22 protein-coding genes are annotated in these 24,351 nt (G+C 72.5%); 6 read left to right on the top strand and 16 right to left on the bottom strand.

The window, feature by feature from the left end; translation table 11 throughout:
- The first annotated feature begins 40 nt into the window (after positions 1 to 40).
- Together L0P92_RS09300 and L0P92_RS09305 are read left to right on the top strand one after the other, a co-directional pair.
- Positions 41 to 574 carry an RNA polymerase sigma factor gene (locus L0P92_RS09300; RefSeq protein WP_234762046.1) on the top strand — a complete coding sequence of 178 codons (534 nt, stop codon included), beginning with the start codon at positions 41 to 43 and terminating at the stop codon, positions 572 to 574.
- On the top strand, positions 567 to 1,601 hold the full coding sequence (locus tag L0P92_RS09305; RefSeq protein ID WP_234762047.1) for a CU044_5270 family protein: 1,035 nt from the start codon (positions 567 to 569) through the stop codon (positions 1,599 to 1,601). The genes L0P92_RS09300 and L0P92_RS09305 overlap by 8 nt, the downstream gene beginning before the upstream one ends.
- A 41-nt stretch (positions 1,602 to 1,642) precedes the next feature.
- On the opposite strand, the gene L0P92_RS09310 is transcribed toward L0P92_RS09305, so the two are convergent.
- Positions 1,643 to 2,689, bottom strand: coding sequence for a YihY/virulence factor BrkB family protein (locus tag L0P92_RS09310; protein ID WP_234762048.1), 1,047 nt, complete (start codon positions 2,687 to 2,689; stop codon positions 1,643 to 1,645).
- Positions 2,690 to 3,027: 338 nt separating this feature from the next.
- On the opposite strand from L0P92_RS09310, the gene L0P92_RS09315 reads away from it, so the two are divergent.
- A complete protein-coding gene (locus tag L0P92_RS09315) occupies positions 3,028 to 4,200 on the top strand; it encodes an alanine--tRNA ligase-related protein (protein WP_234762085.1) in 1,173 nt (390 codons plus the stop codon).
- Positions 4,201 to 4,251: 51 nt separating this feature from the next.
- On the opposite strand, the gene L0P92_RS09320 is transcribed toward L0P92_RS09315, so the two are convergent.
- Positions 4,252 to 4,617 carry a nuclear transport factor 2 family protein gene (locus L0P92_RS09320; RefSeq protein WP_234762049.1) on the bottom strand — a complete coding sequence of 122 codons (366 nt, stop codon included), beginning with the start codon at positions 4,615 to 4,617 and terminating at the stop codon, positions 4,252 to 4,254.
- A 170-nt stretch (positions 4,618 to 4,787) separates the two neighbouring features.
- On the opposite strand from L0P92_RS09320, the gene L0P92_RS09325 reads away from it, so the two are divergent.
- Positions 4,788 to 5,030, top strand: a complete 243-nt coding sequence (locus L0P92_RS09325) for a hypothetical protein (protein WP_234762050.1) — start codon at positions 4,788 to 4,790, stop codon at positions 5,028 to 5,030.
- Positions 5,031 to 5,126: 96 nt separating this feature from the next.
- Here L0P92_RS09325 and L0P92_RS09330 read toward each other — a convergent pair whose 3' ends face one another.
- The 9 genes from L0P92_RS09330 to L0P92_RS09370 all read right to left on the bottom strand — a co-directional run bounded on the left by L0P92_RS09330 (position 5,127) and on the right by L0P92_RS09370 (position 16,239).
- Positions 5,127 to 6,326 (bottom strand): type III PLP-dependent enzyme, encoded by a 1,200-nt coding sequence (locus tag L0P92_RS09330; protein ID WP_234762051.1) that lies wholly within the window; start codon positions 6,324 to 6,326, stop codon positions 5,127 to 5,129.
- On the bottom strand, positions 6,323 to 8,068 hold the full coding sequence (locus L0P92_RS09335; RefSeq protein WP_234762052.1) for an IucA/IucC family protein: 1,746 nt from the start codon (positions 8,066 to 8,068) through the stop codon (positions 6,323 to 6,325). Before L0P92_RS09335 ends, L0P92_RS09330 begins: the two co-directional genes overlap by 4 nt.
- Positions 8,068 to 9,273, bottom strand: coding sequence for an MFS transporter (locus L0P92_RS09340; protein WP_234762053.1), 1,206 nt, complete (start codon positions 9,271 to 9,273; stop codon positions 8,068 to 8,070). The genes L0P92_RS09335 and L0P92_RS09340 overlap by 1 nt, the downstream gene beginning before the upstream one ends.
- A complete protein-coding gene (locus L0P92_RS09345; RefSeq protein WP_234762054.1) occupies positions 9,270 to 10,922 on the bottom strand; it encodes an IucA/IucC family protein in 1,653 nt (550 codons plus the stop codon). The genes L0P92_RS09340 and L0P92_RS09345 overlap by 4 nt, the downstream gene beginning before the upstream one ends.
- A complete protein-coding gene (locus L0P92_RS09350) occupies positions 10,919 to 12,094 on the bottom strand; it encodes an ATP-grasp domain-containing protein (protein ID WP_234762055.1) in 1,176 nt (391 codons plus the stop codon). Before L0P92_RS09350 ends, L0P92_RS09345 begins: the two co-directional genes overlap by 4 nt.
- A gap of 91 nt (positions 12,095 to 12,185) precedes the next feature.
- Entirely contained in the window at positions 12,186 to 13,208 is a 1,023-nt protein-coding gene (locus L0P92_RS09355; RefSeq protein ID WP_234762056.1) for an ABC transporter substrate-binding protein, read from the bottom strand.
- Positions 13,209 to 13,236: 28 nt separating this feature from the next.
- Complete coding sequence (locus L0P92_RS09360; protein WP_234762057.1) at positions 13,237 to 14,058, bottom strand: ABC transporter ATP-binding protein; 822 nt, start codon at positions 14,056 to 14,058, stop codon at positions 13,237 to 13,239.
- A gap of 142 nt (positions 14,059 to 14,200) precedes the next feature.
- Positions 14,201 to 15,250 (bottom strand): FecCD family ABC transporter permease, encoded by a 1,050-nt coding sequence (locus tag L0P92_RS09365; protein WP_234762058.1) that lies wholly within the window; start codon positions 15,248 to 15,250, stop codon positions 14,201 to 14,203.
- Complete coding sequence (locus L0P92_RS09370) at positions 15,247 to 16,239, bottom strand: FecCD family ABC transporter permease (RefSeq protein WP_234762086.1); 993 nt, start codon at positions 16,237 to 16,239, stop codon at positions 15,247 to 15,249. Before L0P92_RS09370 ends, L0P92_RS09365 begins: the two co-directional genes overlap by 4 nt.
- Positions 16,240 to 16,443: 204 nt before the next feature.
- Here L0P92_RS09370 and L0P92_RS09375 point away from each other — a divergent pair, with 204 nt between their 5' ends.
- On the top strand, positions 16,444 to 17,289 hold the full coding sequence (locus tag L0P92_RS09375) for a (2Fe-2S)-binding protein (RefSeq protein ID WP_234762059.1): 846 nt from the start codon (positions 16,444 to 16,446) through the stop codon (positions 17,287 to 17,289).
- 138 nt (positions 17,290 to 17,427) lie between these two features.
- Here L0P92_RS09375 and L0P92_RS09380 read toward each other — a convergent pair whose 3' ends face one another.
- The 4 genes from L0P92_RS09380 to L0P92_RS09395 are packed head-to-tail and all read right to left on the bottom strand — an operon-like array spanning position 17,428 to position 22,823.
- Positions 17,428 to 19,182: an ABC transporter ATP-binding protein gene (locus tag L0P92_RS09380; RefSeq protein WP_234762060.1), complete on the bottom strand. Its 1,755-nt coding sequence runs from the start codon at positions 19,180 to 19,182 to the stop codon at positions 17,428 to 17,430.
- Between the two features lie 28 nt (positions 19,183 to 19,210).
- Positions 19,211 to 20,740 carry a TIGR00730 family Rossman fold protein gene (locus L0P92_RS09385; protein ID WP_234762061.1) on the bottom strand — a complete coding sequence of 510 codons (1,530 nt, stop codon included), beginning with the start codon at positions 20,738 to 20,740 and terminating at the stop codon, positions 19,211 to 19,213.
- Complete coding sequence (locus L0P92_RS09390; protein WP_234762062.1) at positions 20,731 to 22,026, bottom strand: FAD-binding protein; 1,296 nt, start codon at positions 22,024 to 22,026, stop codon at positions 20,731 to 20,733. Before L0P92_RS09390 ends, L0P92_RS09385 begins: the two co-directional genes overlap by 10 nt.
- Positions 22,027 to 22,052: 26 nt before the next feature.
- Positions 22,053 to 22,823 carry an isopentenyl transferase family protein gene (locus L0P92_RS09395; protein ID WP_234762063.1) on the bottom strand — a complete coding sequence of 257 codons (771 nt, stop codon included), beginning with the start codon at positions 22,821 to 22,823 and terminating at the stop codon, positions 22,053 to 22,055.
- Between the two features lie 256 nt (positions 22,824 to 23,079).
- Between L0P92_RS09395 and L0P92_RS09400 the strand changes: the two genes are divergently transcribed.
- Positions 23,080 to 23,706 (top strand): transketolase, encoded by a 627-nt coding sequence (locus tag L0P92_RS09400; protein WP_234762064.1) that lies wholly within the window; start codon positions 23,080 to 23,082, stop codon positions 23,704 to 23,706.
- Here the strand turns inward: L0P92_RS09400 and L0P92_RS09405 are convergent.
- Positions 23,699 to 24,343, bottom strand: a complete 645-nt coding sequence (locus L0P92_RS09405; RefSeq protein ID WP_234762065.1) for a rhodanese-like domain-containing protein — start codon at positions 24,341 to 24,343, stop codon at positions 23,699 to 23,701. The genes L0P92_RS09400 and L0P92_RS09405 overlap by 8 nt on opposite strands.
- Positions 24,344 to 24,351: the final 8 nt, after the last annotated feature.

The raw sequence follows: 24,351 nt of genomic DNA on the forward strand, positions 1-24,351 counted from the left end.
CGGGTGTGACGATCCGGCGGGTGCCGGACACGAACGGAACATGAGCAACGACGAGATCTTCGCCGCTGCCTATCGCGAGCACTACTGGGCGGTCAGCCGCTATGTCGCGCGGCGACTGGACGGGCGCACGAGTGAGGTCGAGGAAGTGGTGGCGGAGGTGTTCACCGTCGCCTGGCGACGCCGTGCGGACCTGCCGACCGCCCCGCTGCCCTGGCTGTACGGCGTGGCACGCAACTGCCTGGCGAACGCGGTACGCGGCTACGGGCGCCGCCGGCGGCTGGTCGACCGGCTCGGCCACGACGAGAGCGCGCACGGCCGGCACATCGTGGACAGCCCGGACACCGAGGCGCCGGGCGCCTGGGTGCACGAGGCGCTGAACCGGCTGTCCCCGGCCGACCAGGAGGTACTGCGGCTGACGGCATGGGAGGAACTGGCCGTTGAGGAGGTCGCCGTGGCCCTCGGCTGCGGCAGGCGGGCCGCGGCCATGCGGCTGCACCGGGCCCGGCGCCGGCTCAGAGCCGAGATCGACCGTATGTGCCCGCCGACCGTGTCCAAGGAACGAAGCCATGGCTGACGAACTCGAACTGCTGCGCCACGCCAACCCCGTCCCGGTCGACGGCCCCCACTTCGGCGAAGGCCCCCTCGACCACCGAGCCGAACGGCACCTCGACCGCCTCCTGCGCGAACGCCCCACCGCGTCCGCGTCCACCGCGTCCAGCACATCCGAGCCCGCCCTGACCGCGTCCACCACGTCCGCGCCCTCCCCGCCGCGCCGCCGTACCCGGTCGGCCTGGGGCCTCGCGGCCACCGCCGTCGTCGCCGCGCTCGTGTCGGCGCTGCTGTTCACCGACCAGACGACCGCCCCCGCGGTCGCCGCACCCCGCCCGCTGCTCGTGCGGGCCGACTCCACCCCCGTACCCCTGAGCACCCTGGCCGAGCGGGCCCGGGCGGCCGCGGCCGGCGGGACGCCGAAGCTGCGCAAAGGCACGCACGTGCAGTCGTGGAGCCTGGGCATGAGCGACGACGAGCCGCCGATCACGCTTCCCGAGGAGCGCGTCGTGCGCTGGCACGCCGACGACAGCCACACGGAGATCGTCGTGGCGACCGACCCCCGTCACCCGGACCGACCGGTCCTCGGCGGCGAAGGGAAACTCGTCGAGGACGGCCACGTCCTCAGCAGGCAGACCTACCCGCCCAGTTGGAGCGACGCCCCGCCGCAGTCGCCGCCACCCACCGACGTCGCAGGTCTGCGCGCCTACCTCCAGGAGGCCGCGTACAGCAGGACGGCGCTGAACACCGGCGAACTCCTCGACACCGTCGCGACGCTGCTCGACACCTGGACCCTCGGCGCCCGCGAGTCGGCCACGCTCGCGCGGCTCCTCGCGGGCACCGAGGGGCTCAGGCCGCTCGGGCAGGTGACGGACCGGCTCGGACGGCGTGGACAGGCGTATGTGTACGAGGGGTCCGGCTCCCGCCGGATGCTGATCATGGACCTGGTCACCGGGGCCGTACTCGGGCTGGAGACCACCTTCAGGACGGCGGAGCCGGAGTACGGCGTCAAGGCCGGCGACGTGATGTCGTACAGGGCGTGGATGCGCTGACCCGGCGGCGTCACACGAGAAGCTCCGTGGGCGGCCCGCCGTCATCGCTCTCGCAGGCGTCGCCGGTCCTGTTCGTCCCAGGCGCGGGTGTCGCGCGGTGTCGCATAGGGCTCGTCGTCGGGCGGGTGGCCGCCGGCGATGGCGCGCTGGCGCACGGCCTCCGCGTCGAACTCCAGGCCGAGCAGGATGGCCAGGTTGCCGACCCACAGCCAGACCAGGAAGACGATCACGCCCGCCATGGTGCCGTAGGTCTTGTTGTAGGAGGCGAAGTTGGCGACGTAGAACGCGAAGCCGGCGGAGGCCACCAGCCAGATCACCAGGGCGAGGAAGCTGCCCGGAGTGATCCAGCGGAAGCCGCGCACCTTGGCGTTCGGGGTCGCCCAGTACAGGATCGCGATCATGGTGGTCACGAGCACGGCCAGGACCGGCCACTTGGCGATGCCCCAGACCGTCAGGGCCGTGTCGCCGATGCCCAGGGTGGAGCCGACCTGCCGGGCCAGGGAGCCGGTGAAGACGACGATCAGCGCGCTGAGCACGGCCAGCACCATGAGGGCGACGGTCACGCCGAGCCGGATCGGGAGGATCTTCCACGCCGGGCGTCCCTCCGGCATGTCGTAGACGGCGTTCGAGGTGCGGATGAAGGCCGCGACATAGCCGGAGGCCGACCACAGAGCGAGGACCAGGCCGACGACGGCCATGACGGAGCCCAACCCGTCGTTGCCCTGCAACTGCTCCACCGCGCGCGTGAGGATGTCGCGGGCCGAGCCGGGCGCGAGCTCGTTGATGTTCTCCAGGACCTTGTCGGTGGCCGACCTGCCGGCCAGACCGATCAGGGACACCAGCACCAGCAGCGCCGGGAACAGCGACAGCACGCTGTAGTAGGTCAGCGCCGCCGCGCGGTCGGTCAGCTCGTCGTCCTTGAACACCCGCAGGGTGCCCTTCAGCGCCGCGCCCCACGACCGCTTCGGCAACTCGGTCGGTGAGTCCGGCGCCCGCTGCTCCACCTGCGGATCCGGGCCGTAGCTCCGGGGCTCCGGATCGTGCGGCGTCTGCTGATCCCTGTGCCTGGATCTGAGTAGTCGGGTCATGGCCCCCGGGTATCCGGCCCTGCCCCGCTCAAGCGCGATCCGCGCGTGCGTCCGGGGCGGGCAGTGGAAAATCCGGCGACGGTTCCGATGCGGACTGTTACCGTCGAGCTCATGAAGGTCATCAGGCACAGTCACACCGCAGCCGCGCGAGCGCCCCGCTCCACGGCTGCCGACGCCTGACCCCACCCCTCCCGGCGGCCGGAAACGGACCGCCGGTGTACGTGCGCCTTCTCCCTCCCTCGCACCCCGTGCCGCGGCTCTTTCCGGTCCCCACGACCGAAGGAACCCCGATGGACACGACGCCGACCATGAAGAGCACGACGAGTACGACGAGCTCGATGGACACCGACCGGATCGTCCGCACCTTCACCGACTACTTCCGTGAGCGCGGACACGAACTCCTCACCGGCGACACCCTCCTGCCGCCACCCGCCGACCCCGTGCTCTTCACCACCTCGGGCATGCACCCCCTCACGCCCTACCTCGAAGGCCGCCCGCATCCACGGGGACGACGCCTGGCCGGCGTCCAGCGCTGTCTGCGCACCACCGACCTCGACGAGGTCGGCGACCGCACCCATCTGACCGTGTTCGAGATGCTCGGCTCCTGGTCCCTGGGCGACTACGGCCATACCCGGAGCCTGCGTTGGGGACATGAGCTGCTGCGCGACGGATTCGGCGTCCCACCGGAGCGGATGTACGCCACCGTCTTCGGCGGCGACGACCAGGTCGGCCCCGACGACGAGTCGTCGGACACCTGGCGCGAGTTGGGCGTGCCCGTGGAGCCGACCGGCGACGACAACTGGTGGTCCCACGCCCCCGTGGGCCTGTGCGGCCCCGACTCGGAGATCTTCGTATGGACCGGCGACCCCGGCACCCCGCCCCAGGGCAGCCCGACCACCGACCCACGCTGGGTGGAGGTGTGGAACCACGTGAGCATGCGCTACCGCCGCCTCGAGGACGGCAGCCTCCAGCCCCTCCGACAGCCCAACGTCGACACGGGCATGGGACTCGAACGCCTCGCCACGATCCTCCAGGGCCACGACTCCGTCTACGACAGCGACCTCTTCGAACCCTGGATGCGGCTCGTGCCACCGCTGTGGAACCTGGACGAGCCGTCGCTGCGCCTGGTCTGCGACCACCTGCGCTCCGCCGTCGCCGTGATCGGGGACGGCGTACGGCCGTCCAACACCGGACGCGGCTACGTCCTGCGCCGGCTGACCCGCCGCGCCCTCACCACGCTCTGGCGCGACGATCCCTCACGCACCCTGTCCGACCTGCCGGCCGAACTCCTCGGGCACACCCTGGACCGCTTCCGGCAACCCGGTGGGGCGGACCTGGTGCGCGAGGTGCTGCTGGACGAGGAGCGGCGGTTCGGCGGGCTCCTGGAGCGGGGGCGTCGCGTCCTGGGCAGGTCGCGGTTCGAGGGTCCGCTGAGCGAGGAGGACTACCGGTACCTCCATGACACCCATGGACTGCCCCGCGACCTCGTCATGACGCTCCGCACGCCCTGACGTCGGGAAGGTCCAGGTCGGCCACCCGCTGACCTGGACCTTCGCTGATTCCTACTCGTCCCACGCCTCGATCATGATCTGCCGGGAGATCTTGCCGTCGCGCAGCGTGATCATCGACTCGGACATGACGCGCACCCCGTCCGCGTACTCGCAGGACTCGCTGTAGGCCGCGCGGTCACCCTGGACCACGCATCCCTCCAGCTTGTGCGTCATGTCGCGGTTGTAGACGTCGGTGAGCATGTCGGCGATCTCGTCCCGGCCGTGCAGCACCTTCGGGTGGCTGGGCTGGGCGTTGCGGTTGACGACGCGTATCTCCGCGTCGTCCGTGTACAGCGACAGAAGTGTCTCGGGGGTGCGTCCTTCCACGGCCCGGCGCAGTGTGTCGGTGTCGAACGACGGGCGTGCAGCAGTGCCCATGGTGACCTCCTCCGAGGCCCGCGGCATGGACAGGGGGCGGCCGCGAGGGCCTCACCTTCGAGCGTCCTCCGCCGCGCCGGGGCAGGCAAGCGCAGCGCGAGCGCTGGGCCTGGTGGGTGAGTGCCGCCGGGCAGCCGTGTCCGGTGGCGGACGCCCGCGTTGCTGAGGACATGATCTCAACACGACGTATCGTCGCGGCCGTTGGTCTCGCCGCCGGTCTCACCGGCCTCACCGCGCCCGTGGCGCAGGCCGCCGAAGTGGACGCCCCGATCGCCGGCCGGATCGATCCGGTCGGCACGCTCGACACGCTCGCCGCGAGCGGCATCCCCGAGCGGCACAAGCACCGGGTCCCCCCGGTCTCCCAGCACCTGAGCCACCTCGACCAGGTCAAGGGCCTGAGTCGGCTCGGCTAGGTCGCTTCCCTCACTCCCTTGACCGTTTCCCTCCTCCAAGGGGCCGTCGGATCGATCCGGCGGCCCCTTGAACGTGTGCCGAGAGTGACGTGCCGTCTACCCGGCGCTGTGCAGGAAGTGGAAGCCGGGCCGGGGGTGCATCAGGAAGTCGTGGTGCGAGATGTTCCACGCGTACGCCCCCGCCAGCGCGAACAGCACCCGGTCCCCGGCCCTCAGCCCGGGCGCCGGGACCCGCCGGGCCAGGACGTCCTTCGGGGTGCACAGCTGCCCGGCCAGCGTGACCCGGTCACTCTCCGCGGCCGGGCGTGGCCAGGGGTGCGGCCAGGCGTCCACCGGCAGGACGGAACACGGCTGGTCGTGCCCCTTGGTCGCCGGGGTCCGCAGATGGTGCGTGCCGCCCCGTACGACGGCGAACTCCTCGCCGTGGCTGTGCTTCACATCCAGCACCTCGGTGGCGTACCAGCCGCAGTACGCCGTGAGCGCCCGCCCCGGTTCGATGCGCAGGGTCAGCTCCGGGTGCCGCTCGGTGAGCCGGGCGAGTCCCTCGCCGTAGGCCTTCCAGTCGAAGCGGCGCTCCGGGTCGCCGTAGTCGACGTGCATACCGCCGCCGACGTTCACCTCGCCGAGCCGGACCCCGAGGCCCGTCGCCCAGGCCACGACGGACTCGGCGACCGCCACCTGCGCCGGTGCTTCCAGTCCGCTGGCCAAGTGGGCGTGCACACCGCGCAGTTCGAGCTGCGGATACGTGCCGTCCGTCAGCGCCGCGATCACCGGCGCGGCCTGCTCCGGATCCATGCCGAACGGGGTCGGCCGGCCGCCCATCGCGAGCGAGCTGCCCGCCAACGAACCGTCGGCCACCGGCAGGTTGACGCGCGGCAGCACCGCAACCCGCCGCCCGGGCGCCACGCGCCGCGCCAGCTCGGCCAGCATCCGCAGCTCGTACCCGCTCTCCACGTGAAAACGCTCGGTGCCCGCTGCCAGCGCTGCCGTCACCTCCTCGGGCGTCTTGCCCGGACCGCCGAAAGCCAGCGGGCGTCCCGGCACCGCCCCGGCGACATGGGCGAGTTCGCCACCCGAGGAGACTTCGTAGCCGTCGACGTACGGGCCGAGCGCGGCGAGGATCTCCGGCTCCGGGTTGGCCTTGGCGGCGTAGTACAGCTCGACCCGCTCGGGCAGGGCGTCCCGGACGGCGGACGCGTGGTCGCGCAATGCGGCCAAGTCGTAGACGTACGCGGGCAGTTCGGTGGACGGCAGGGACCGGACCCGGTCGTGGACAGCGGGCGTCGGTCGGGTCATCGGGTGCCTCCGGTCGTGTCGCGCTGGATGTCCTCGGCGAGCGGTGACGGCAGCCGGACGTAGCCCGCCTCCCGGTCGGCCTTGCGCTCCCAGCGGGTGAGGAGGTTGGCCTTGGCGGGCAGCGGCACCCCGGCGAGCAGGGCGGCCAGCCGGGGCGGGCAGCCGAACCGCTCGGAGTACGCCCGCAGCGTGTCGCGGACCCGGCCCCACAGCGCGGCCTCCGCCCGCGGGTGCAGGTCGGCCAGCGCGGCCAGCATCTCGGCGACATGGTTGACCAGCAGGCAGTACACGACGCGGTCCCAGCCGCGCTGCGCGTCGTACGTCATGGGCCCCGCGACCTCGGGCGGCAGCGCGCCGAGGGTGTCCTGGTGGTGGTCGGGGACCAGCTTGGTGCCCTCCAGGTCGCGGAAGAGGACCTGGGCGGGCCGGCCGTCGCCGTCGACGCAGATCAGGACGTTCTGGAGGTGGGGTTCCAGGACCAGTCCGTGGTCGAAGTAGGCGGCCAGCACGGGCGGGAGCAGCAGGTCCAGATAGGCCGACCACCAGTCGAGGGCCGTCTGTTCGTCCGCCCCGGCGAGGAGATGGGAGAGGTGGGCGGGGCCGGTCGGGTACTCGTCGGCGACGGCCGCCGCCAGCAGGGGAGTGGTGCCCGGTGCCAGTCGCCGGGGGAGTCCCTCGCGGACGATGACGCCGAAGCCCTCCAGCAGCGCGCGGTCCGGTGTGCCGTCGGCGCCGGGGAGGGCGAGCGTGCGGTAGGCGGGCTCGCGGAGCATGTCGTTGCCGGGGAAGCGCTCGGCCAGGTCGGCGAGTGCCGGGGCCAGGACGCGGGTGAGGGCGACGGCGCCGGACAGCTCGTAACTGCTGTTCTTGCGCAGGCAGTTGGTGATCCGCACGTTCAGGCTGAACTTCAGGAACGTCTCCCCGTCGTACAGCGTGCGCACCGACGCGGTGGCGGAGAACGGCCGTCCGCCCGGCCCCAGGTCCAGGACGTCGCCGCGCTCCAGCGCGGCAGCGAGCAGCGGGTGCTCGCGGAGCGTCTCGTACTGCCAGGGGTGCGCGGGCAGCAGGCGGTAGCCGTCCGGGACGTCCGTGCGCTGCCGGTCCAGCGCGGCGACGGCCGCCGGGTCGGCGTACTCCTCGGCGATCAGCTCGGCGCGGACGGCGAGATGCCGCAGCGGGAAGGAGGCGGCGGACTCCGGGGCGTACGCGGACCAGGCGCGCGGGTCGCCCGTGCGGGCCTTCGGCGTGGGATGGAAGCGGTGGCCGAAGACAAGGGACTGCTCGGACCTCATGTAGGCGGACAGACGGTCGTCCGTGGGGCCGGCCGGCCGTGGGCCGGCGAGGGCCGTGTCGACGGCCTCGTGGCTGGAGGCGATCTGCTCCAGGAACTCCTCGTTGCGCACGCCGGTCCGCAGTGCCAGCTCGTCGTGGGTGTACTCGGCGAGGCGCCGCCAGTCCGCCGCGTGCCACGCGCCGTCCCGCTGTTCCTCCACCGGCCCGGTGAACCGGTGCGCGCCGAGCAGCGAGGTGCGGCGCAGCGCGACCCGCAGCAGGACCCCGCGGCGGGGCAGCCGCAGCAGCAGCCGGCCGTCCGTGACGACGGACTGGTGCTCGGGCGCCGACACCTCGCGCAGCAGACAGTTCAGGAGGGTGTGGGCCACCGCCTCGTCGGCGGTGGGCAGACCGGCGCGGGCGACGGGGGTACGGCCCTGCTCGTGGAGCGAGTCGGTCAGGGAGGGCATCAGTGGCTCCAGCGGGTGCGCAAGTGCAGTGTGGGGAGGAGGGCGGCGGTGACGGCGGCGGCCGCACCGCCGATCAGCACGGGTGCGGTCGGCCCGTAGCGGACGCTGCCTGCCGCCGCGGTCACGCCGGCGGCGACCGCGCCGGCCTTGGAGAAGAGCTCCAGGGACCCGAACATCCGGCCCGGCGAGCGGCCTTTGGCGCAGTCGGCGGCCAGCACCGACAGACAGACCAGGCCGAGCGTGAGACCCGCACCCAGCAGCAGCCGTACGGCGACCAGCGCGGGCAGCGAGTCGGCGATCCCGTGACCGGCGAGTCCGAGCGCGATACAGGCGAAGCCGAGCGCGAGCCCGGCCCGCGGACGGTCCCGGAAGACGGAGTGCACCGTCAGCGCGGACACCAGGTAGCACAGATGGGGCAGGGCGAAGAGGACGCCGGTCACGGTCGGCGAGGTCCCGGGGAGCCGGTCGTCGACCAGTTCGATCAGATACGGAAAGGAGATGACCGTGGAGAACACGAAGGTGAACTCCAGCGCGTACAGGCCTCTGAGCGACACCCGCGCAGGCGCCTCGGTCACGGCGGTCTCGGGCTCGCGCCGCGGCTGCCCGGCCGGCTGTCCGGCCGGAGTCGGTTCCGGCAGCGCGGCCAGCAGCAGGGCCGCCGTCAGCGGCAGTACGGCGAGCAGGGCGTACTGCCGGTGCGGCGACAGCCAGCCCGACAGCGAACCCACCACGATCGGCGCGGCGACCAGCGCGGCCCGTGCGCTGCCCTGCATCAGGGTGAGCGCCCTGGACAGGGCCGGACCCTCCAGGGCCGCGCCCAGATAGCCGTTGGACGCGGCGAACGTACCGCCGAGGATGCCCTGGAGGACCAGCGCCACCGTGAACGTGGCCAGCGAGTCGGCCCAGCCCGCCAGCAGGAAGGACACGGCCAGCCCCAACTGGGCGCGCAGCAGCAGCCGTTTACGGCCGAAGCGGTCCGCGAGCCGCCCCCACAGCGGTGCCCCGAGCGCACCGAACACCGTCGGCACGACATAGAGCACACCGGCCCACCGAGCCTCCCGGTCGCCCAGCCCCGGCAGGATCTCGGTGAGATACGGCGGCAGCCCGAGCGCGGCGAACGACGCCACGAAGTAGCAGCCCGCCACCGCGTGCACCTGCCCGCGCCCGAACCCCGACCTCGGGATCCGCAGTGCCTGCGCGCTCATGCCGAACTCCCCGGAGAAAGCAGATAGTTGGGTCCGCACGTGTAGTGCTTGTTGATGTCGGCGGCGCCCGACCGCTCCTTGGACAGCAGCGTCCCGGCCGACACCATCGCCTTCACCGGCAGCTCCGCCGCGTCCAGCACACGGGCGCGCAGCACGTCCGCCGCGTCGCCGCCGAGCCGGTCGACGGCCTGCGTCAGCCGGACCCGGACGAGATCCAGCAGCGCCCGCCGGTACCGGGGCAGCCCGAACGCGTAGGCGCCCGCACACAGATGCACGGTGATGGTGGTGAACACATCGGCGACCGGACCGTCGTCCGTACCGAGGATCCGCGTGTCGTCGAAGGCCCACGGCCCCGGCAGCCGGGCGTCCAGCCGCGCGGTGTTGACGCGCGGCCCGTCGTTGTCCTTGAACAGCAGCCGCAGACTGCCCGGCCGCAGTACCAGCGAGACGTTCTGCTGGTGCGACTCCAGGGCGATGCCATAGCCGAACAGGGTGGTCTGCCAGTCGAACAGCAGGGTGAGGGCCGCGTCCAGCAGGGCGAGCGGATCGCCGCCGTAGAAACGGTCGGCGAGCGTGTCGATCACCAGACGCCCGTCAGGCGCCTCGGCCGTCAGCGCCGCCAGCGGCACCACCGTGCAGTCCTCCAGCCCGGCCGGGTAGCGCCGGCACAGCACGGCCAGCAGCTCGTGCCCGGCATGGGCATAGGTCGTCTCGTCGGCGTGCAGGACCGTCTCCCGGAAGCGGGGCTCGCGGGCGATCACCGCTTCCAGCAGCCGCTGGCCCACGGCTCCGTCGACGAGCGTGCCGGGCTTGATGGTCCGCTTGTTGCGCAGCCCCAACGTCGCGGTGGCCAGCGGGAGTTTGAGGTGCACGGAAGGATCGGCGACGGTGGCCACGGTCCGCATGGACAGCGTCGGTACGACGTTCAGGCAGGCCCGGTCGGCCAGTACGGCCCCGCCGGGCAGGGCGTCGACGGTGAGCGGATGCACGGGCAGCGTCACATGCGTGTCCCGCAGACCGGTCAGGCCCAGCACGTCGGGTGTCGGCCAGAACTCCGGCAGCTTGCCCGCCAGGACGACCTCGTCCCGGGGCGCGGCGAGCCAGCGCAGCGCGAAGCGCTGGCCGAACTCCGGGGCGTACGCGCGCAGTTGATCCTCTTTCAGTCCCGAACGGCCACGTGCCGTCGGGTACACGGGGTGGTCGTGGCGGGCGGCGAGCGTGTCGTACGCCAGGCTGCCGCCGAGGCCGGGCTCGTCCGTGAGCCGGGCCATGACCTCCGCCTTGGTCGCCGCGTGCAGCCGCAGGGTCTCCAGCGTCTGACGGCACTCCTCGGCGAACGCGTCGAAGCCGCCCCGGTCCTCGGGATCGGCGAGCTCGCGCAGCGCGCCCAGCACACTCTCGTACGAGGTCAGCTCCGCGCCGTCCGACTCGCGTACGAGGACGGGCCGCCGGGCGGCGTACACGCACTGGAAGCCGTCCTCGGTGACCGGGAGCAGCAGGGCGTCCTCTCCCGTGGAGAGCCGCAGCCACGGACCGTCCTGCTCATGGACGGCAGTGCTCCGGGTGCGCAGGCCGACCACGTCCTCGCGCAGGAGGGCGCTCAGCACACGGGTGAGGAGTTCCGCCTCCGAGGTGTCCGTCGCGGTCACGGCTGGATCTCCCAGCGCCGTTCGGCGAGGAAGTCGGCCACCGCGCGGTCCACGGCCGGCTGGTCGGTGCCGGTGGCCCGCAGGACGCCGAGGTAGTCCCGGTTGGTGCGGTACAGCTCGTGCCGCTCACCCACCGCACGCAGCGGACGGTACGTGAGATGGACGCCGTCGACGTCCACTTCGGTGGCCGCGGGGGCGCCGACCAGGACGCCCGCGCGGTCGGCGCACGGGTACTCCAGACGGGCCGCGCCGTCCCTGCGGGCGCCCAGGTCGGCCGGGAGCGGCTCGCCGAGGTGGGTGCGCAGGATGTGCTCGAAGAGCGGGATCCGAAGCAGCCGGGCCAGCAGCAGGTCGCACTGGTCGCCGATGGCACGGTAGTTGACCTCGATGATCCGCGCCCGCCCCTCGTGCACCACGAACTCGGTGTGACACGCCCCGAACCCGACGCCCAGCGCGTCCAGCTGCTCCAGGACCTGCGCGACGACCGGCTCGGGGTGGGCGGGGACGAAGGTGAGGCGTTCCTCGATGAAGTACGGCGGCGGCGACAGCTCGGTGTGGAAGCCGCCCAGGACATGCCGGACCTGCCCGTCGCCGAGGGTCTCCAGGGTGAACAGGTCGCCTGGCAGGTACTCCTCGACGACCAGGACGGCGCCCGGACGGCGGCCCAGGATCTCCTTGGTGTGGGTCACCAGCTCCTCCGGGTCGTGCACGAGGACGACGTCCTCGCTGGCCACGCCCTCGCGCGGTTTGACGACACACGGGTACGGGGCATCGCCCGGCGCGACCGGTTCGGTCAGCTCGGCCGACCACACGGTGTCCACGCCGGCCGCGGCGAGCCGGCGCCGCATCTCGGCCTTGTCCTTGCAGCGCAGGGTGGCCCGCCAGTCCTTGCCGGGGAGTCCGAAGTAGGCGGCGGCCAGGGCGGCCTGGGTCTGGAGGTGGTCGCTGTTGGTGAAGACGGCGTCGGGCTCGTGGTGCGTCGAGACGCGGGTGATCACGGCCCGGAAGTCACGGACGTCGCACTCCAGGATCTCGACGTCAGGGTGGAAGCGGCGGTGGGCGTCGGGCTGGTCGGTGAGGACGGTGACGTCCACGCCCAGCCGGGCCGCCGCGGGCAGGAAGCCCTCGGTCACGGCGTCGGTCGGGTTGAGGGCGAGCAGGTACAGGCGCATGCCGGATGAGCAACTTCCGCTAGCGGGTGGGGGGGTTGAGGGGCGGACCGGGCCGGTCGAGCACGGCCCGCCCCTGAAGGGGAAGCGGCGGTTACTTCGCCGGGAGCTCCACGCCGGTGGCCTTCGCCACGTCCTTGAGCATCTCCTCGGCGGCCTGGACACCGATGCCGGACATCCACGTCTCGTCCGGGACCTCGAAGACCTTGCCGTCCTTCACGGCCGGGAGGTCCTTCCACACCGGGTTGGAGACGACCTGCTTCTTCTGGGTCTTGTCCTCGGCGTCGGCGGCGGTGACGAAGATCAGGTCGGCGTCGGCCTGGTCGATCTCCTCCGGGCTGACGTCCTTCATCGTGACCTCGGGGTCGTTCGAGATCTGCGACTTGGGCCGCTGGAAGCCGATGTCGTTCAGGACGACACCGCTGTAGGAGTTGGTCTGGTACAGACGGGTCGGACCGGCGATGAAGCGGACCACGGACACGGTCGGCATGGTGCCGCCGTCCTTCTTCTTGATCGCCTCACCGAGCGCCTTGGCCTGCGTCTCGTACTCCTTCAGCTTGTCCGCGGCCTCCTTCTCCAGACCCAGCGCCTCGGCGTGGACCTTCAGGTTCTCCTTCCAGACACCGCCGGTGGTCTCGGTGAAGACGGTCGGGGCGATGGCGCTGAGCTTGTCGTAGACCTTCTCGTGCCGGACCTTGGAGGACAGGATCAGATCGGGCTTGAGCGAGGCGATCTTCTCCAGGTTCGGCTCCAGCAGCGGACCGACGTCGACGGTGTCCTTCAACTCGCCGTCCAGGTACGTCGGGAAGCCGCCCGACGTCTTGAAGTGCGGGGCGACCGCGCCGACCGGGTCGATGCCGAGCAGGGTGACGTCGTCCAGCTCACCGGTGTCGAGCACGACGACCCGCTTCGGCTGGGACGGGATCTTCACGTCGCCCATCACGGTCTTCAGCGTCCGCGGGAAGGCGGAGCTGTCGCCGGCGGCCTTGGCCGTGTCGCTCTCGGTGGAGGAGGAGTCCTCGCTGCCGCAGGCGGCCAGGACGGCCGTACCGAGCACGACGGCGAGCAGCACGGCGATCAGCCGGCCGATTCCGCGCAGGGGAGATCGGTTGAACATGAGGGGTCTTTCTGTGAGTGGGGACGGATCAGGCGGTCGCGGCGGGAGTCCGCCGCACCGCGCTGCTCTTGGGGACGACCAGCGGGGTGCCGGTCTCCGGGTCGGGGATCACCCGGCAGTCCACGTCGAACACGGACTTCACCAGCTCCGCGTCGAGGATGTCGGCCGGGGCGCCGGCGGCGGCGAGACCGCCGTCCTTGAGGACCACCATGTGGTCCGCGTACCGGGCGGCCTGCCCGAGGTCGTGCAGCACCATCACCACGGTGCGGCCCGCCTCGGCGTGCAGCGCGGCCACCAGGTCGAGTACGTCGAGCTGGTGCCGCAGGTCGAGGAAGGTCGTGGGCTCGTCGAGCAGCAGCAGCTCGGTGTCCTGCGCCAACGCCAGTGCGATCCAGGCGCGTTGCCGCTGACCTCCGGAGAGCTGGTCGACCGGGTGGTCGCGCAGGGCAGCGGTACCGGTGCGCTCCAGGGCCTCGTCGACGGCCTTCTGGTCGGCGGTCGACCAGGGACTCAGCAGCCGCTGGTGCGGATACCGGCCCAGCCGCACCAGCGCCTCGACGGTGATCGCCTCCGGTGTCACCGGCTGCTGCGGCAGCAGACCCATCCGCAGCGCCAGCGCCCGCGCCGACATGCGGTGGATGTCGGCACCGTCGAGGGTGACACTGCCCGCGGCCGGCGCGAGCAGCCGGCTCAGGCCCCGCAACAGGGTCGACTTCCCACAGGCGTTGGGCCCGACGATCGCGGTGACGACCCCACCGGGAAGCGTCAGATCGAGCCCACCGACCACGAGGCGGTCGCCGTAGCGCAGATCGAGGCGCTGGGTGGAGAGCTGGTTGGGGTTGGCGGTCATGTGTGGTTCCTGGGGGCCGATGGGATGTTCTTGAGGTCGGGTGACGGAATCGCCCTCAAGGGGCGCGGGGAACTGCGCGACCAGCCACGACGGCGCCGCACTCGCCAGACCACCCCTCGTGGCACCCCGCAAGAGCGCATCCTCATCCCTGGCCCCTCTGAACAGGCGAGCTCTGCCGCAGCATCAACACCAACAGCCAGGGCGCGCCGAGCGTGGCAGTGACCGCCCCGACCGGCAGCCCCTCGACCGGCAACAGGTGCTGCACCACCAGGTCGGAGGCCAGCAACAGCACCGCCCCGGTGAGCCCGGCCAACCCCAGCGACGCGGCGGTCGGCGGCCCCGTGACGAACCGCACGATGTGCGGCACGGCGAGCGCCACGAACGTCACGGGACCGGCGAGCGAGGCGGCCAGCGAGGCCAACACGACGGCCAGGAGCAGCAGTTGCAGCCGCGCGGCGGACGTCCGCAGCCCCAACGCCCCCGCCGAGTCGTCCCCGAGGTCGAGCACAGCCAGCCGCCGGTGCATCACCAGTGCTGCGGCCAGCGCCAGCACCATCGCACCGCCGGCACCCCACACCTCGGTCCACGTCCGCCCGTACACGGAACCCGTGGTCCACTGCAACGCCGACCCGGCGAGCTCCGCGGGAAACCGCACGATCATCAGGTTCACCGCGGCCGCGAGCCCCGCCTGCACGGCGAGCCCGGTGAGCACCAGCCGGGTGACCGCGAGCCCCGAGCGCCAGGCGAACACGCCGAGCAGCAGGGCCGCGAGCAGCCCGCCGCCCAGCGCCCCCACGGGGATCAGCGCCTGCGAGGCACCGGCCGCGATCAGCGCGACCGCGCCCAGCGAGGCGCCGCCGGTCACGCCCATGACGTCGGGGGAGGCCAGCGGGTTGCGGAACAGACGCTGCAGCACGCATCCCGCCACGCCGAGCCCGGCACCGGCGACGATGGCCGCCACCGACCGCGGCGCCCGGAACTCCTGCACCACCAGCACGTCACCCGGATCGCCGAACCCGACCAGCGCTCGCAGCGCCGTAGCGGCCGGCATCGGCATCTCACCCGTCGTCAGGGACACGGTGAGCAGCACGAACAGCAGGGCGGCCCCGGTCGTGGCGAACAGCAGGACGCGGCGCCGGACGCGGGCCCGGGACGTGGACTTCGTCAGCACGGAGACGACGGCGGCGCTCATCGGGCCACCCGCCGGGCCAGCAGCGCAAGCAGCGGGGCGCCCAGGAACGCGGTCACGATGCCGACCTCCAGCTCCGAGGGCCGGATGACCATGCGGCCGAGCACATCCGCCGAGAGCAGCAGCAGCGGGCCGGCGATCAGACAGCCGGGGACCAGCAGCCGGTGGTCGCCGCCGAGCAGCGGCCGTACGAGATGGGGGGCGGCCAGGCCGATGAAGGCGATCGGGCCGGCCACCGCCACGGCCGATCCGGCGAGCAGGACGACCGCGACGCCGCCCGCGAGCCGGATGCGGGCCACCGGCACGCCGAGCGCCTGGGCCGAGTCGTCGCCGAGGGCAAGGGCGTTGAGGGCGGGGGAGACGGCCAGTGCGACGACCAGGCCGAGCAGCAGGGTCGGCAGGACCGGCCACAGGACGTCGAGGGTGCGCCCGGACAGCGATCCGGCCAGCCAGAAGCGGGCCTCGTCCAGGGTGCGCTGGTTCATCAGCATCACGGCCCACGTCCAGGACAGCAGCACGAGTTGGAGCACGGTGCCGCCGAGGGCCAGCCGTACGGGGTCGATGTCCCCGGCGCGGCGGGCCAGCGCCTGCGCGAACAGGGCGGCTGCGGCCGCGCCGGTGAACGCGAACCACACGTACTGGGCGGGGCTGTTGAGCCCCAGGGCGAAGATGGCGACGACGACCGCGAAACCGGCGCCCGCGTTGATGCCGAGCGTGGTCGGCGAGGCGAGGGGATTGCGGGTGATGCCCTGGGCGACGGCTCCGGCGACCCCGAGCGCGGCCCCGACCGCCAGCCCGATGACGGTGCGCGGCAGGCGCAGCCCGGTCACCACCAGGGCCTCGCGCCCGTGAACATCGCCGAGGAGCGCGTCCGCCACCGTGCCCAGGGGTACGGAGCGGGCGCCGAGCGCGAGGCTCAGCGCGGCGCAGAGCACCAGGGCGGCGAGGCCGGTGAGGAAGAGCGGTATGTGCCGGAGGGCACGGAAGGGCACACCGATGGGTGCGCCCCGTTGGGTCGCAGTCACAAGCCGTGAGCTTAGGTTAGGCTTGCTTTATGATTCAACTGCTGTGTGATCACTGTGATGAGCGCGATAGTCGATCACCGACGCCGAGCCCACCTGGCATTTTCGCTTGATCGCGAGTGTAAGGTAAGCCTTGCCTGTCTGGCTTTTCGTTGCAACCGCCCAGGAGCGCCGATGCCCGTGGCCCTCACGCCCCCGCCGCCCGGCGCCGTCGCGCGTACGCTCCGTCACGACTTCACACGGCTGACCGACCTCTGCGACGTGCTGGCCGTGCGGGTCGCCGCACCCGGTGGCGAGGAGACCGGAGCGGGCGTGTCGGCGGCGGAACTGGTGAAGGACGAGTCCGTGCTCGACGCGTTCGTGTCGGCGGAGGCGGCCCGGATTCACGATCGCTACGGGACCGTTCCGCGTCGTGACGTCGCCGCCTCCCGCGCGCTGCACGACTACGCCTGGTCCGTCGCGCTCCTCATGAGCGGGCCCTGGTACCTGGCGCGCCGCGTACCCCGGATCCGGCCCGAGGACCTGCGCCTCGACCTCGCCACGGCCGAGTTCACCCTGACCCCCGGCAGCGACCTCGCCTGCCTGCCCGACGACCCGGCGGCCACGCTCCCGGGTGTGCTGACGGCCCCTCACGAAGAGGCCCTGCGCGCCGAGTTGCGCGCCGCCGTCGCCGATCACATGGGTCCGCTCCTGGACGCGATCGGCCCCGTCGCACGACGCCGCTCACGCGCCCTGTGGGGCATGGTCGCCGACGACCTGGTCTCCGGCATCTGGTACCTCGGCCGAACACTGGGCCGCGAGGACGACGCCGTACGAGCCGCAACCGAACTGCTGCCGAAGAGCGTCGCCCCCTACCCGGGCGGCGCCGACTTCCGCCACCTGACGACCGCCGACGGCCACCGTCACGCGACCCGCACCCGCGCCGGCTGCTGCATGTACTACACGATCCGCCCGACCGAGGCCTGCTCCACCTGCCCCCGCACCTGCGACACGGAGCGACTGCGTCGACTGCGCGGCTGAAACGGCCTTGTCGGCAGCGCCCCGATAGGGGCGCGGGGAACTGCGCGACCAGCCACAACGCAGCCGCAGACGCCCCACAACCCAGCGTGGCACCATCCATAGGCGCCCCACCCGCCGCGGCAGCTCAGTCCGCAGCGCTCAGTCGGCCGTGGCCAGAAACTGAGTGGCCGCCAACTCCGCATACAACGGATCGGATGCCACGAGTTCCCGATGCGTACCCACCGCCCGCACCCGACCCGCGTCCATCACCACGATCCGGTCGGCCATCGTCACCGTCGACAGCCGATGCGCGACGACCAGCACCGTGGTCGTACGCGCGACATCGGCGACCGTGTCCCGCAGCGCCGCCTCGTTCACCGCGTCCAGCTGCGAGGTCGCCTCGTCGAGGAGCAGCAGCCGGGGCCGGCGCAGCAGCGCGCGGGCGATGGCGACACGCTGACGCTCCCCGCCGGACAGCTTGGTGCCGCGATGCCCGACGAGCGTGTCCAGACCGTCGGGCAGCCGCGCGACCAGGCCGTCGAGGCGGGTCGTCTTCAGCACGCGCGTCAGGGCGTCGTCGGCGGCGTCCGGGTTGCCGAGCAGCAGGTTGGCGCGCAGCGAACCCGACAGCACCGGGGCGTCCTGCTCCACATAGCCGATCGCGGACCGCAGCTGTGGCAGCTCCCAGTCCGCGAGGTCCCGGCCGTCGAGCGTGATGGTGCCGGCCTCGGGGTCGTAGAAGCGCTCGATGAGCGAGAAGACGGTGGTCTTTCCCGCGCCCGACGGGCCGACGAACGCGGTCATGCCCTGCGCCGGCACGGCGAACGTCACCCCGTGGTGGACGTACGGCAGATCGTCGGCGTACCGGAATCGGACGTCCTCGAAGGCCAGCGCGGCCGGCTCCGCCCCGTCGGCGGGCAACGACGCGGGCTCGGCGGCCGGTTCGGCGGGCAGCCGCAACGCCTCCTGGATCCTCGCGAGCGCCGCCGAGCCCGTCTGGTACTGCGTGATCGCGCCGACGACCTGCTGGATCGGGGACATCAGATAGAAGACGTAGAGCAGGAACGCGACCAGTGTGCCGACGTCGATCGCCCCGGTCGCCACCCGTGCCCCGCCCACCGCGAGCACCGTGATGAAGGCGATCTGCATGGCGAGCCCGGCGGTGTTGCCGGCCGCCGCCGACCACTTGGCGGCCCGCACGCTCTGCCGCCACGACTCCTCGGCCGCCTCGTGCAGCGTCCGCTCCTCCCGGTGCTCGGCACCCGACGCCTTCACCGTGCGCAGCGCGCCGAGGATCCGTTCCAGTGAGGCACCCATCACCCCGACCGCGTCCTGCGCCTGCCGGCTGGCCCGGTTGATACGCGGCACGATCACGCCGAGGATGGTGCCGGCGGCCAGGATCACACCGAGCGTGACCAGCAGCAGCACCGGATCCACCAGGCCCATCATGGCCACCGTCGCCACGAGGGTGAGCCCTCCGGTGCCCAGGCCCACGAGGGAGTCGGTCGTGACCTCGCGCAGCAGCGTCGTGTCCGAGGTGATGCGGGCCATCAGATCGCCGGGTTCGCTGCGGTCCACGGCGGTGATGCGCAGCCGCAGCAGATACGACGACAGGGCGCGCCGCGCGCCGAGCACCACCGACTCGGCGGTGCGCCGCAGCACGTACGAGCCCAGCGCGCCGAGCGCCGCGTTGGCCACGACCAGCCCGGACATGACCAGCAGTGCCCCGGTGATGGCCCGGTCGTGGGAGAGGTCGTCGATCAACTCCCGGGCCACCAGCGGCAGCAGCAGCCCGGTCGCGCCCGTGACCAGGGAGAGCACGGCACCCGCCAGCAGGGTCCACCGGTGCGGTCGGACGTAGCCGAGGAGCAGCCGCCAGGTGGGCGGGGCGGGTTCGGTCACTGCGATGCTCACGGGGCTCCTCCGAGAGGGTACGGAGCCTTCAGGCTACGTCGGCCGCCTCCCTCGGAGCCTGCCAGTTCCGTGCCACGGCGAGCGTCAGCGGTCGTTCGGCCCCCTCCGGCAGACAGTCGTCGAGCATGCGGGTCAGGACGTCACCCGGACCGAGCTCGACACAGACCGTCACACCGTCGCGGCGCAGCCGGCCGACGGCGTCCACGAAACTCACCGGCGCGGACATCGCCCGCGCCCAGAAGTCGCCGGAGGCCGCCTCGGCCCCGATCGGCTCGGCGGTGGTGTCGGAGATCAGGGGCAGCCGCGGGGGCCGCAGGTCGAGCCGCTCCAAGGCACGGCGGTAGTCGTCCAGCAGGGCGTCGAAGTGAGGGGAGTGGGGTGCCACGTCCAGACGGAGCACATGGGTGCGGCGACCACGGGCCGCCCACTCCTCGCAGATCCGCCGCACGGCCGCCCGGTCCCCCGACACGACCACCGACCGCGGGCCGTTGACCGCCGCGATCACCGCGCCCGGCCCCGGGTTCAGCTCCTCGGGCGAGGCCTCGACGGCCGCCATGGCCCCCGTCTTCGGCAGTGCGTCCGCCAGCCGGGCCAGCGCGCCGACCGCACGGCAGGCGTCCGGCAGCGAGAACACCCCGGCCGCGTGCGCGGCGGCCATGTGCCCGGCCGAGTACCCGAACAGCACGTCCGGGCTCACCCCCTGGCTCTCCAGCAGCCGGTACTGCGCGACCTGCACCGCGAAGAGCGCCGGATACCCGTACGCCACCCGGTCGAGCAGGGCGGCCGCGGGTGTTCCGGCCTCGGCGAACATCACGTCCCGCAGCGGCCGCTCGACATACGGGTCGAGCAGCGCGCACACCTCGTCCAGCGCCTCGGCGAACACCGGGGAGCAGCCGTACAGTTCGCGCCCCATGCCCGGCTGCTGCGACCCGGACGCCGAGAACAGGAACGCGACCCGCCCCCGGGGCACCGGCACGACGGCCGGCGCCTGCGCGGGCACCGGCGGCGTCCCCCTCAGCCGTGCCACGACCTCCGCGGCCGAGTCGCACACCACGATCCGCTCCAGATCCCCGGCGTGCAGAAACCCCTCGTCCCGCGCGTGCTCCAGGAAGGACAGCAACGGACGGTAGAAACCGGACGGGTCGAGCAGCAGACACGGCTTGCGATGGAGGCGCAACTGCGCCCAGGTCAGCACCTCCAGCAACTCCTCCGCCGTGCCCAGCCCACCCGGCAGCGCCACGAACGCGTCCCCCTCGGCGGCCATCCGCGCCTTGCGCTCATGCATGTCGGCGACCACCACGAGATCGGTGAGGCCCGTGTGGACGATCTCGTACGGCAGCATGCCGCGCGGCACGACACCGGTCACCGCGCCGCCGGCCTTCAGTGCCCCGTCCGCGACGGCCCCCATCAGCCCGGTGCGCGCACCGCCGTAGACCAGCCGGAGGCCTGCCCCGGCCAGTGCGCGGCCGAGTTCGGCGGCGGTGCGCGGGTGGCCGGGGTCGCGGCCGGGGGAGGCGCCGCAGAAGACGGTCACGGCCGTCACGGCGGTCAGGTCCACAGGCCGTACCCCCTGGTCAGGACGTGACGCGGGTCGTAGAGGTCCTTGGCGCGGACCAGTTCGGGCCAGCGGGGGCCGAAGTGGGTGCGCCAGTCGCCGGGCGACATGGGCAGCGCGCCGACCGGGTGGAGGACACCGCTCACGGACCTGGCCCGCTCGTACAGGGCCCGGTTGGCGGCGACCATACGGCGTACGACGTCCGGGGCGTCCGGTGGTGCCGTGCGCATCAGGGCGAGCAGGCAGAGGAGTTCGCCCTCGGGCCGGCGCAGCAGCGGGGCCCGCAGCGTGCGGGCCGAGAGCGGACGCAGCTGGACCGTGCCGCAGCAGCGCAGGCCCTGCTGGGCACGCTCGGCGAGCACGGCCGGGACGAAGCCGGCCGCTGCCGCCTCCGGCAGCAGCAGGGTGAGCCAGGGGTGCGGGCGGTCCCACTCGCCGGTGGCGCGCAGCAGACGTTCGTCGCGGTCCAGACGGTGCACGTACTCGGCGTACGACAGGTCCGCGATCTCCTCGGTGTCGTGGTCGTGGTCCAGGTCGCCGATCAGCAGCCCGTCGTCGGTGGGCGGTTCGCCGTCGTGCGGTACGACCGCCTCGATCATGTAGTGCCAGCCTCCGCCGAGCACCGGCCGCGCCTGGCCCGCGACATGGCTGAAGCGGCTGTCCCGGGCCAGGCGTCGCTGATCGGTGAGGTACGTGCCCGGAGTGTCGTGGTAGAGGCGGTAGCGGCGGACATGGGTCGGCGCGGGTACCAGGGCGAGGGTCGCGCGGACGATCAGGGCGCACTGGCCGAGGCCCGCCAGGACCGCGTGGAAGAGGTCCGCACGCCGGTCGGCGGCGCAGACCAGCCGTTCCCCGGTGCCGGTGACCACCTCCAACTCCCGCACCCGGTCCGCGACCAGGCCGTACCGATGGCTGGAGCCGCCGAAGCCACCCGTGCTCAGCAGCCCGCCGACGCTGCCGCCGAGGTGGTCCGGCAGCACCGGAGGCGTGAGCCCCTCGGCCAGCGCGGCCCGCACCACGTCGCGCCACAGCGCACCGGCCCCCGCGCTCAGCGTCCGCTCACCCGGAGCACAGCGCACCTCGTCGAGGGCGGACATGTCGACGACGTAGCCGCCGTGCGCCTGCCCCTGCCCGTACAGGGCCTGTCCGGCGCCGCGCGCGGAGACCGGCAGCCCGTGCCGGCCGGCGAAGGAGACGAGCTCGGCCACATCGGCCGCCGAGCGGGCGGTGACCACGCCGAGCGGAGAGGAAGCGACGATATGACCGAAATCCGTGGAGGCTGCCCTCACCCCTGATATGCCCCCGGGTGCGCCGCTCATGCCGCACGCTCCAGCATGGCGAAGTCGAATGCGGGGACCGTCGTGCCGTTCGCGAAAATCTCGGTGAACACGCGATGCTGGAGAATGCCGTGTTCGGCATGTCGTACGGCGATGAGTGCGGCCATCCGGTGCAGGACGTGTTCGGGTATTTCCCGTTCGCCGACGGTCTCCGCGTCAATTGAGTATTTGGCGCAGCATTCGAGCACGGCCTCGAACCCGTTGACGGACGCGGCCAGCCGTCGCTTCGCCGGATCCCGCCAGAGCGCGGCCAGCTCCTGGAGCAGGCCCGGACCGCAGACGCCCGGGGTGAGCATCGCCCGGGCCCGGTGGGTGAGGGCGGCGAGGTAGGTGGCGTACCCGGGAAGCGGCAGCAGACGCACCGTCAGCCGCCAGTCCAGCCGCGCCATACGCGCGCACAGCACCCGCAGCAGCGAGATCGAGCCACCCTCGACGATGACCAACCGGTGCTGGGCGGCAAGCAGTTGGACGAGTTCGACGAGTGCGTCGGCGGCCTGGTCCGCGGACAGGTCGCCGTCGGTGAACGTGCGGTCCCCGAGCCAGTGGCGGCGTACCCCCGGCACGTCCGCCCCGGCGCGGGCGCTGGTGGTGGCGAGGTCGGTGAAGCATTGCAGGCGGTCGGCGACGACGATCGGGGCGCCGGTGGCGCGGGCCAGGTCGGTGGCCGCCGCGCTCTTCCCGACTCCGGTCGGTCCAGCGATCAGATGAACCAACGGACGGACCGCGGGAGGCGTTTCGTACTCGACCATGGCGGGATGTCCCCTTCCGCTTTCGGCAACGGGAAAGACCACTGCCAAGTTACGCGGAACCGCGGGCGCGGACACCCCGGGAAATACCCGGACCGGGCAAAGAGAGGGCCACGTTCCTTTGTGCTTGTTAAAGATTCACTCACAGTGCGCTGGAGGTCGTAACTCCGGGGAATCCAGAGCCATATGAGTGACCGTCGAATTCGATTCTTAACGCATTCATGACGCGTCACGGGAACCCGCCCCGAGGAGAATCGCCATGCACCCCGACATGCTCCAGGCCCTCACCGAGTCGCTGCCCGCGGCCCGCCCCGACGGACTCGACGGACTCGACGGACCCGGCGGACCCGCCGGGCACGGCACCGGCACGGTCCTCGTCGGCTACGGCGCCGTGGAGGAGCTGGCACGCTTCGCCACCGACCCGCGCTGGACCGTCCATGTCCCGGGCCATCCCGACGAGGTGCGGCGCGCGATCCGGTCTGCCGTGGGGCGCGGCGAGCGGGCGTTCGTGCATCTGTCCGGCGACTCCAACGCCGAACCGCACGGCCTGTCCGAGGGCTTCGAACTCGTCCGGGAAGGTCTCGACGGCGTCGTCCTCGCCGTCGGCGCCACCCTCGACCCGGTCCTGCGCGCCACGGCCGGCCTCGATCTGGCCGTGCTCTACGCCGCCACCGTCCGGCCCTTCGACGAGGTCGGCCTGCGCACCGCCGTACTGGCCGCCGACCACGCCGACATCGTGCTCGTCGAGCCGGGACTGCCCGGCCTGTCGGCGCGGCACGTCGCCGAGACCCTCGTCCACGTACCGCACCGGCTGTTGCCGCTGGGCGGCGCGGACGGCCTGGACGAGGAGGTCATCGCCCGGGCCGTCCGGGACTTCCTCAGGTGACCGGTGCCTGACCGCGCCGCGCCAGAGCGGCCAGAGTCGCTTCGAGGTCGGCGGGGCGCGGGCGGTTGTGCGGCAGCTTGGCCAGCAGAGCGGCCATGCCGCAGGTGTTGCTGAGCGCCGAGAAGACCAGGCCGCCCGCGATACCGGCGGACAGCAACTGCCAGGCCGGGTGCAGGAGTCCGAGGCCGAGGCCGACCAGGACGATCGAGCCCGCGGTGAAACGGACCTGGCGCTCCATCGACCAGGTGGCGCGCGGGCTCGACGTCGGGCGGTGCAGCTCGTGCCCGCGCCGCGCCCAGCCCTGGGTGCCGCCCGTGAGGGTCATGGCCTGGATGCCGTGCCCGGCGAGGAGGCGGCAGGCGTTCTCCGAACGGGCCCCGGAGGCACACACCACCAGCAGCTGCCCGCCGGGGAGCCGGCGGAGTGCCGGCAGGGCGCTGTCGAGACGGTCCAGCGGGATGTTCAGCGCGCCGGGCAGATGACCGGCGGCGTACTCGCCCGGCGTGCGGACGTCGACGACGGTCAGGCCGGTTGAGTCGGTCGAACCGGTCGAGTCAGCCGTGTCGGTCAGGCGCGCGTGGGCCTCGTCGACGTCGACGGCGCGGGGGCCGTGGGGCTGTGTCAGGGGCGGTGTCATGGGAAATG

The sequence above is a fragment of the Streptomyces muensis genome (assembly GCF_021474425.1).
In the GTDB taxonomy this organism is placed as follows: domain Bacteria; phylum Actinomycetota; class Actinomycetes; order Streptomycetales; family Streptomycetaceae; genus Streptomyces; species Streptomyces muensis.

Excerpts from the sequence above, each read along its gene's own strand:
- L0P92_RS09310 (WP_234762048.1), bottom strand. The coding sequence starts at position 2,689 with ATGACCCGACTACTCAGATCCAGGCACAGGGATCAGCAGACGCCGCAC.
- L0P92_RS09300 (WP_234762046.1), top strand. The coding sequence starts at position 41 with ATGAGCAACGACGAGATCTTCGCCGCTGCCTATCGCGAGCACTACTGG.
- L0P92_RS09325 (WP_234762050.1), top strand. The coding sequence starts at position 4,788 with ATGATCTCAACACGACGTATCGTCGCGGCCGTTGGTCTCGCCGCCGGT.
- L0P92_RS09360 (WP_234762057.1), bottom strand. The coding sequence starts at position 14,058 with ATGACCGCCAACCCCAACCAGCTCTCCACCCAGCGCCTCGATCTGCGC.
- L0P92_RS09365 (WP_234762058.1), bottom strand. The coding sequence starts at position 15,250 with ATGAGCGCCGCCGTCGTCTCCGTGCTGACGAAGTCCACGTCCCGGGCC.
- L0P92_RS09375 (WP_234762059.1), top strand. The coding sequence starts at position 16,444 with ATGCCCGTGGCCCTCACGCCCCCGCCGCCCGGCGCCGTCGCGCGTACG.
- L0P92_RS09355 (WP_234762056.1), bottom strand. The coding sequence starts at position 13,208 with ATGTTCAACCGATCTCCCCTGCGCGGAATCGGCCGGCTGATCGCCGTG.
- L0P92_RS09335 (WP_234762052.1), bottom strand. The coding sequence starts at position 8,068 with ATGCCCTCCCTGACCGACTCGCTCCACGAGCAGGGCCGTACCCCCGTC.
- L0P92_RS09305 (WP_234762047.1), top strand. The coding sequence starts at position 567 with ATGGCTGACGAACTCGAACTGCTGCGCCACGCCAACCCCGTCCCGGTC.
- L0P92_RS09405 (WP_234762065.1), bottom strand. The coding sequence starts at position 24,343 with ATGACACCGCCCCTGACACAGCCCCACGGCCCCCGCGCCGTCGACGTC.
- L0P92_RS09330 (WP_234762051.1), bottom strand. The coding sequence starts at position 6,326 with ATGACCCGACCGACGCCCGCTGTCCACGACCGGGTCCGGTCCCTGCCG.
- L0P92_RS09395 (WP_234762063.1), bottom strand. The coding sequence starts at position 22,823 with ATGGTCGAGTACGAAACGCCTCCCGCGGTCCGTCCGTTGGTTCATCTG.
- L0P92_RS09320 (WP_234762049.1), bottom strand. The coding sequence starts at position 4,617 with ATGGGCACTGCTGCACGCCCGTCGTTCGACACCGACACACTGCGCCGG.
- L0P92_RS09340 (WP_234762053.1), bottom strand. The coding sequence starts at position 9,273 with ATGAGCGCGCAGGCACTGCGGATCCCGAGGTCGGGGTTCGGGCGCGGG.
- L0P92_RS09350 (WP_234762055.1), bottom strand. The coding sequence starts at position 12,094 with ATGCGCCTGTACCTGCTCGCCCTCAACCCGACCGACGCCGTGACCGAG.
- L0P92_RS09400 (WP_234762064.1), top strand. The coding sequence starts at position 23,080 with ATGCACCCCGACATGCTCCAGGCCCTCACCGAGTCGCTGCCCGCGGCC.
- L0P92_RS09315 (WP_234762085.1), top strand. The coding sequence starts at position 3,028 with ATGGACACCGACCGGATCGTCCGCACCTTCACCGACTACTTCCGTGAG.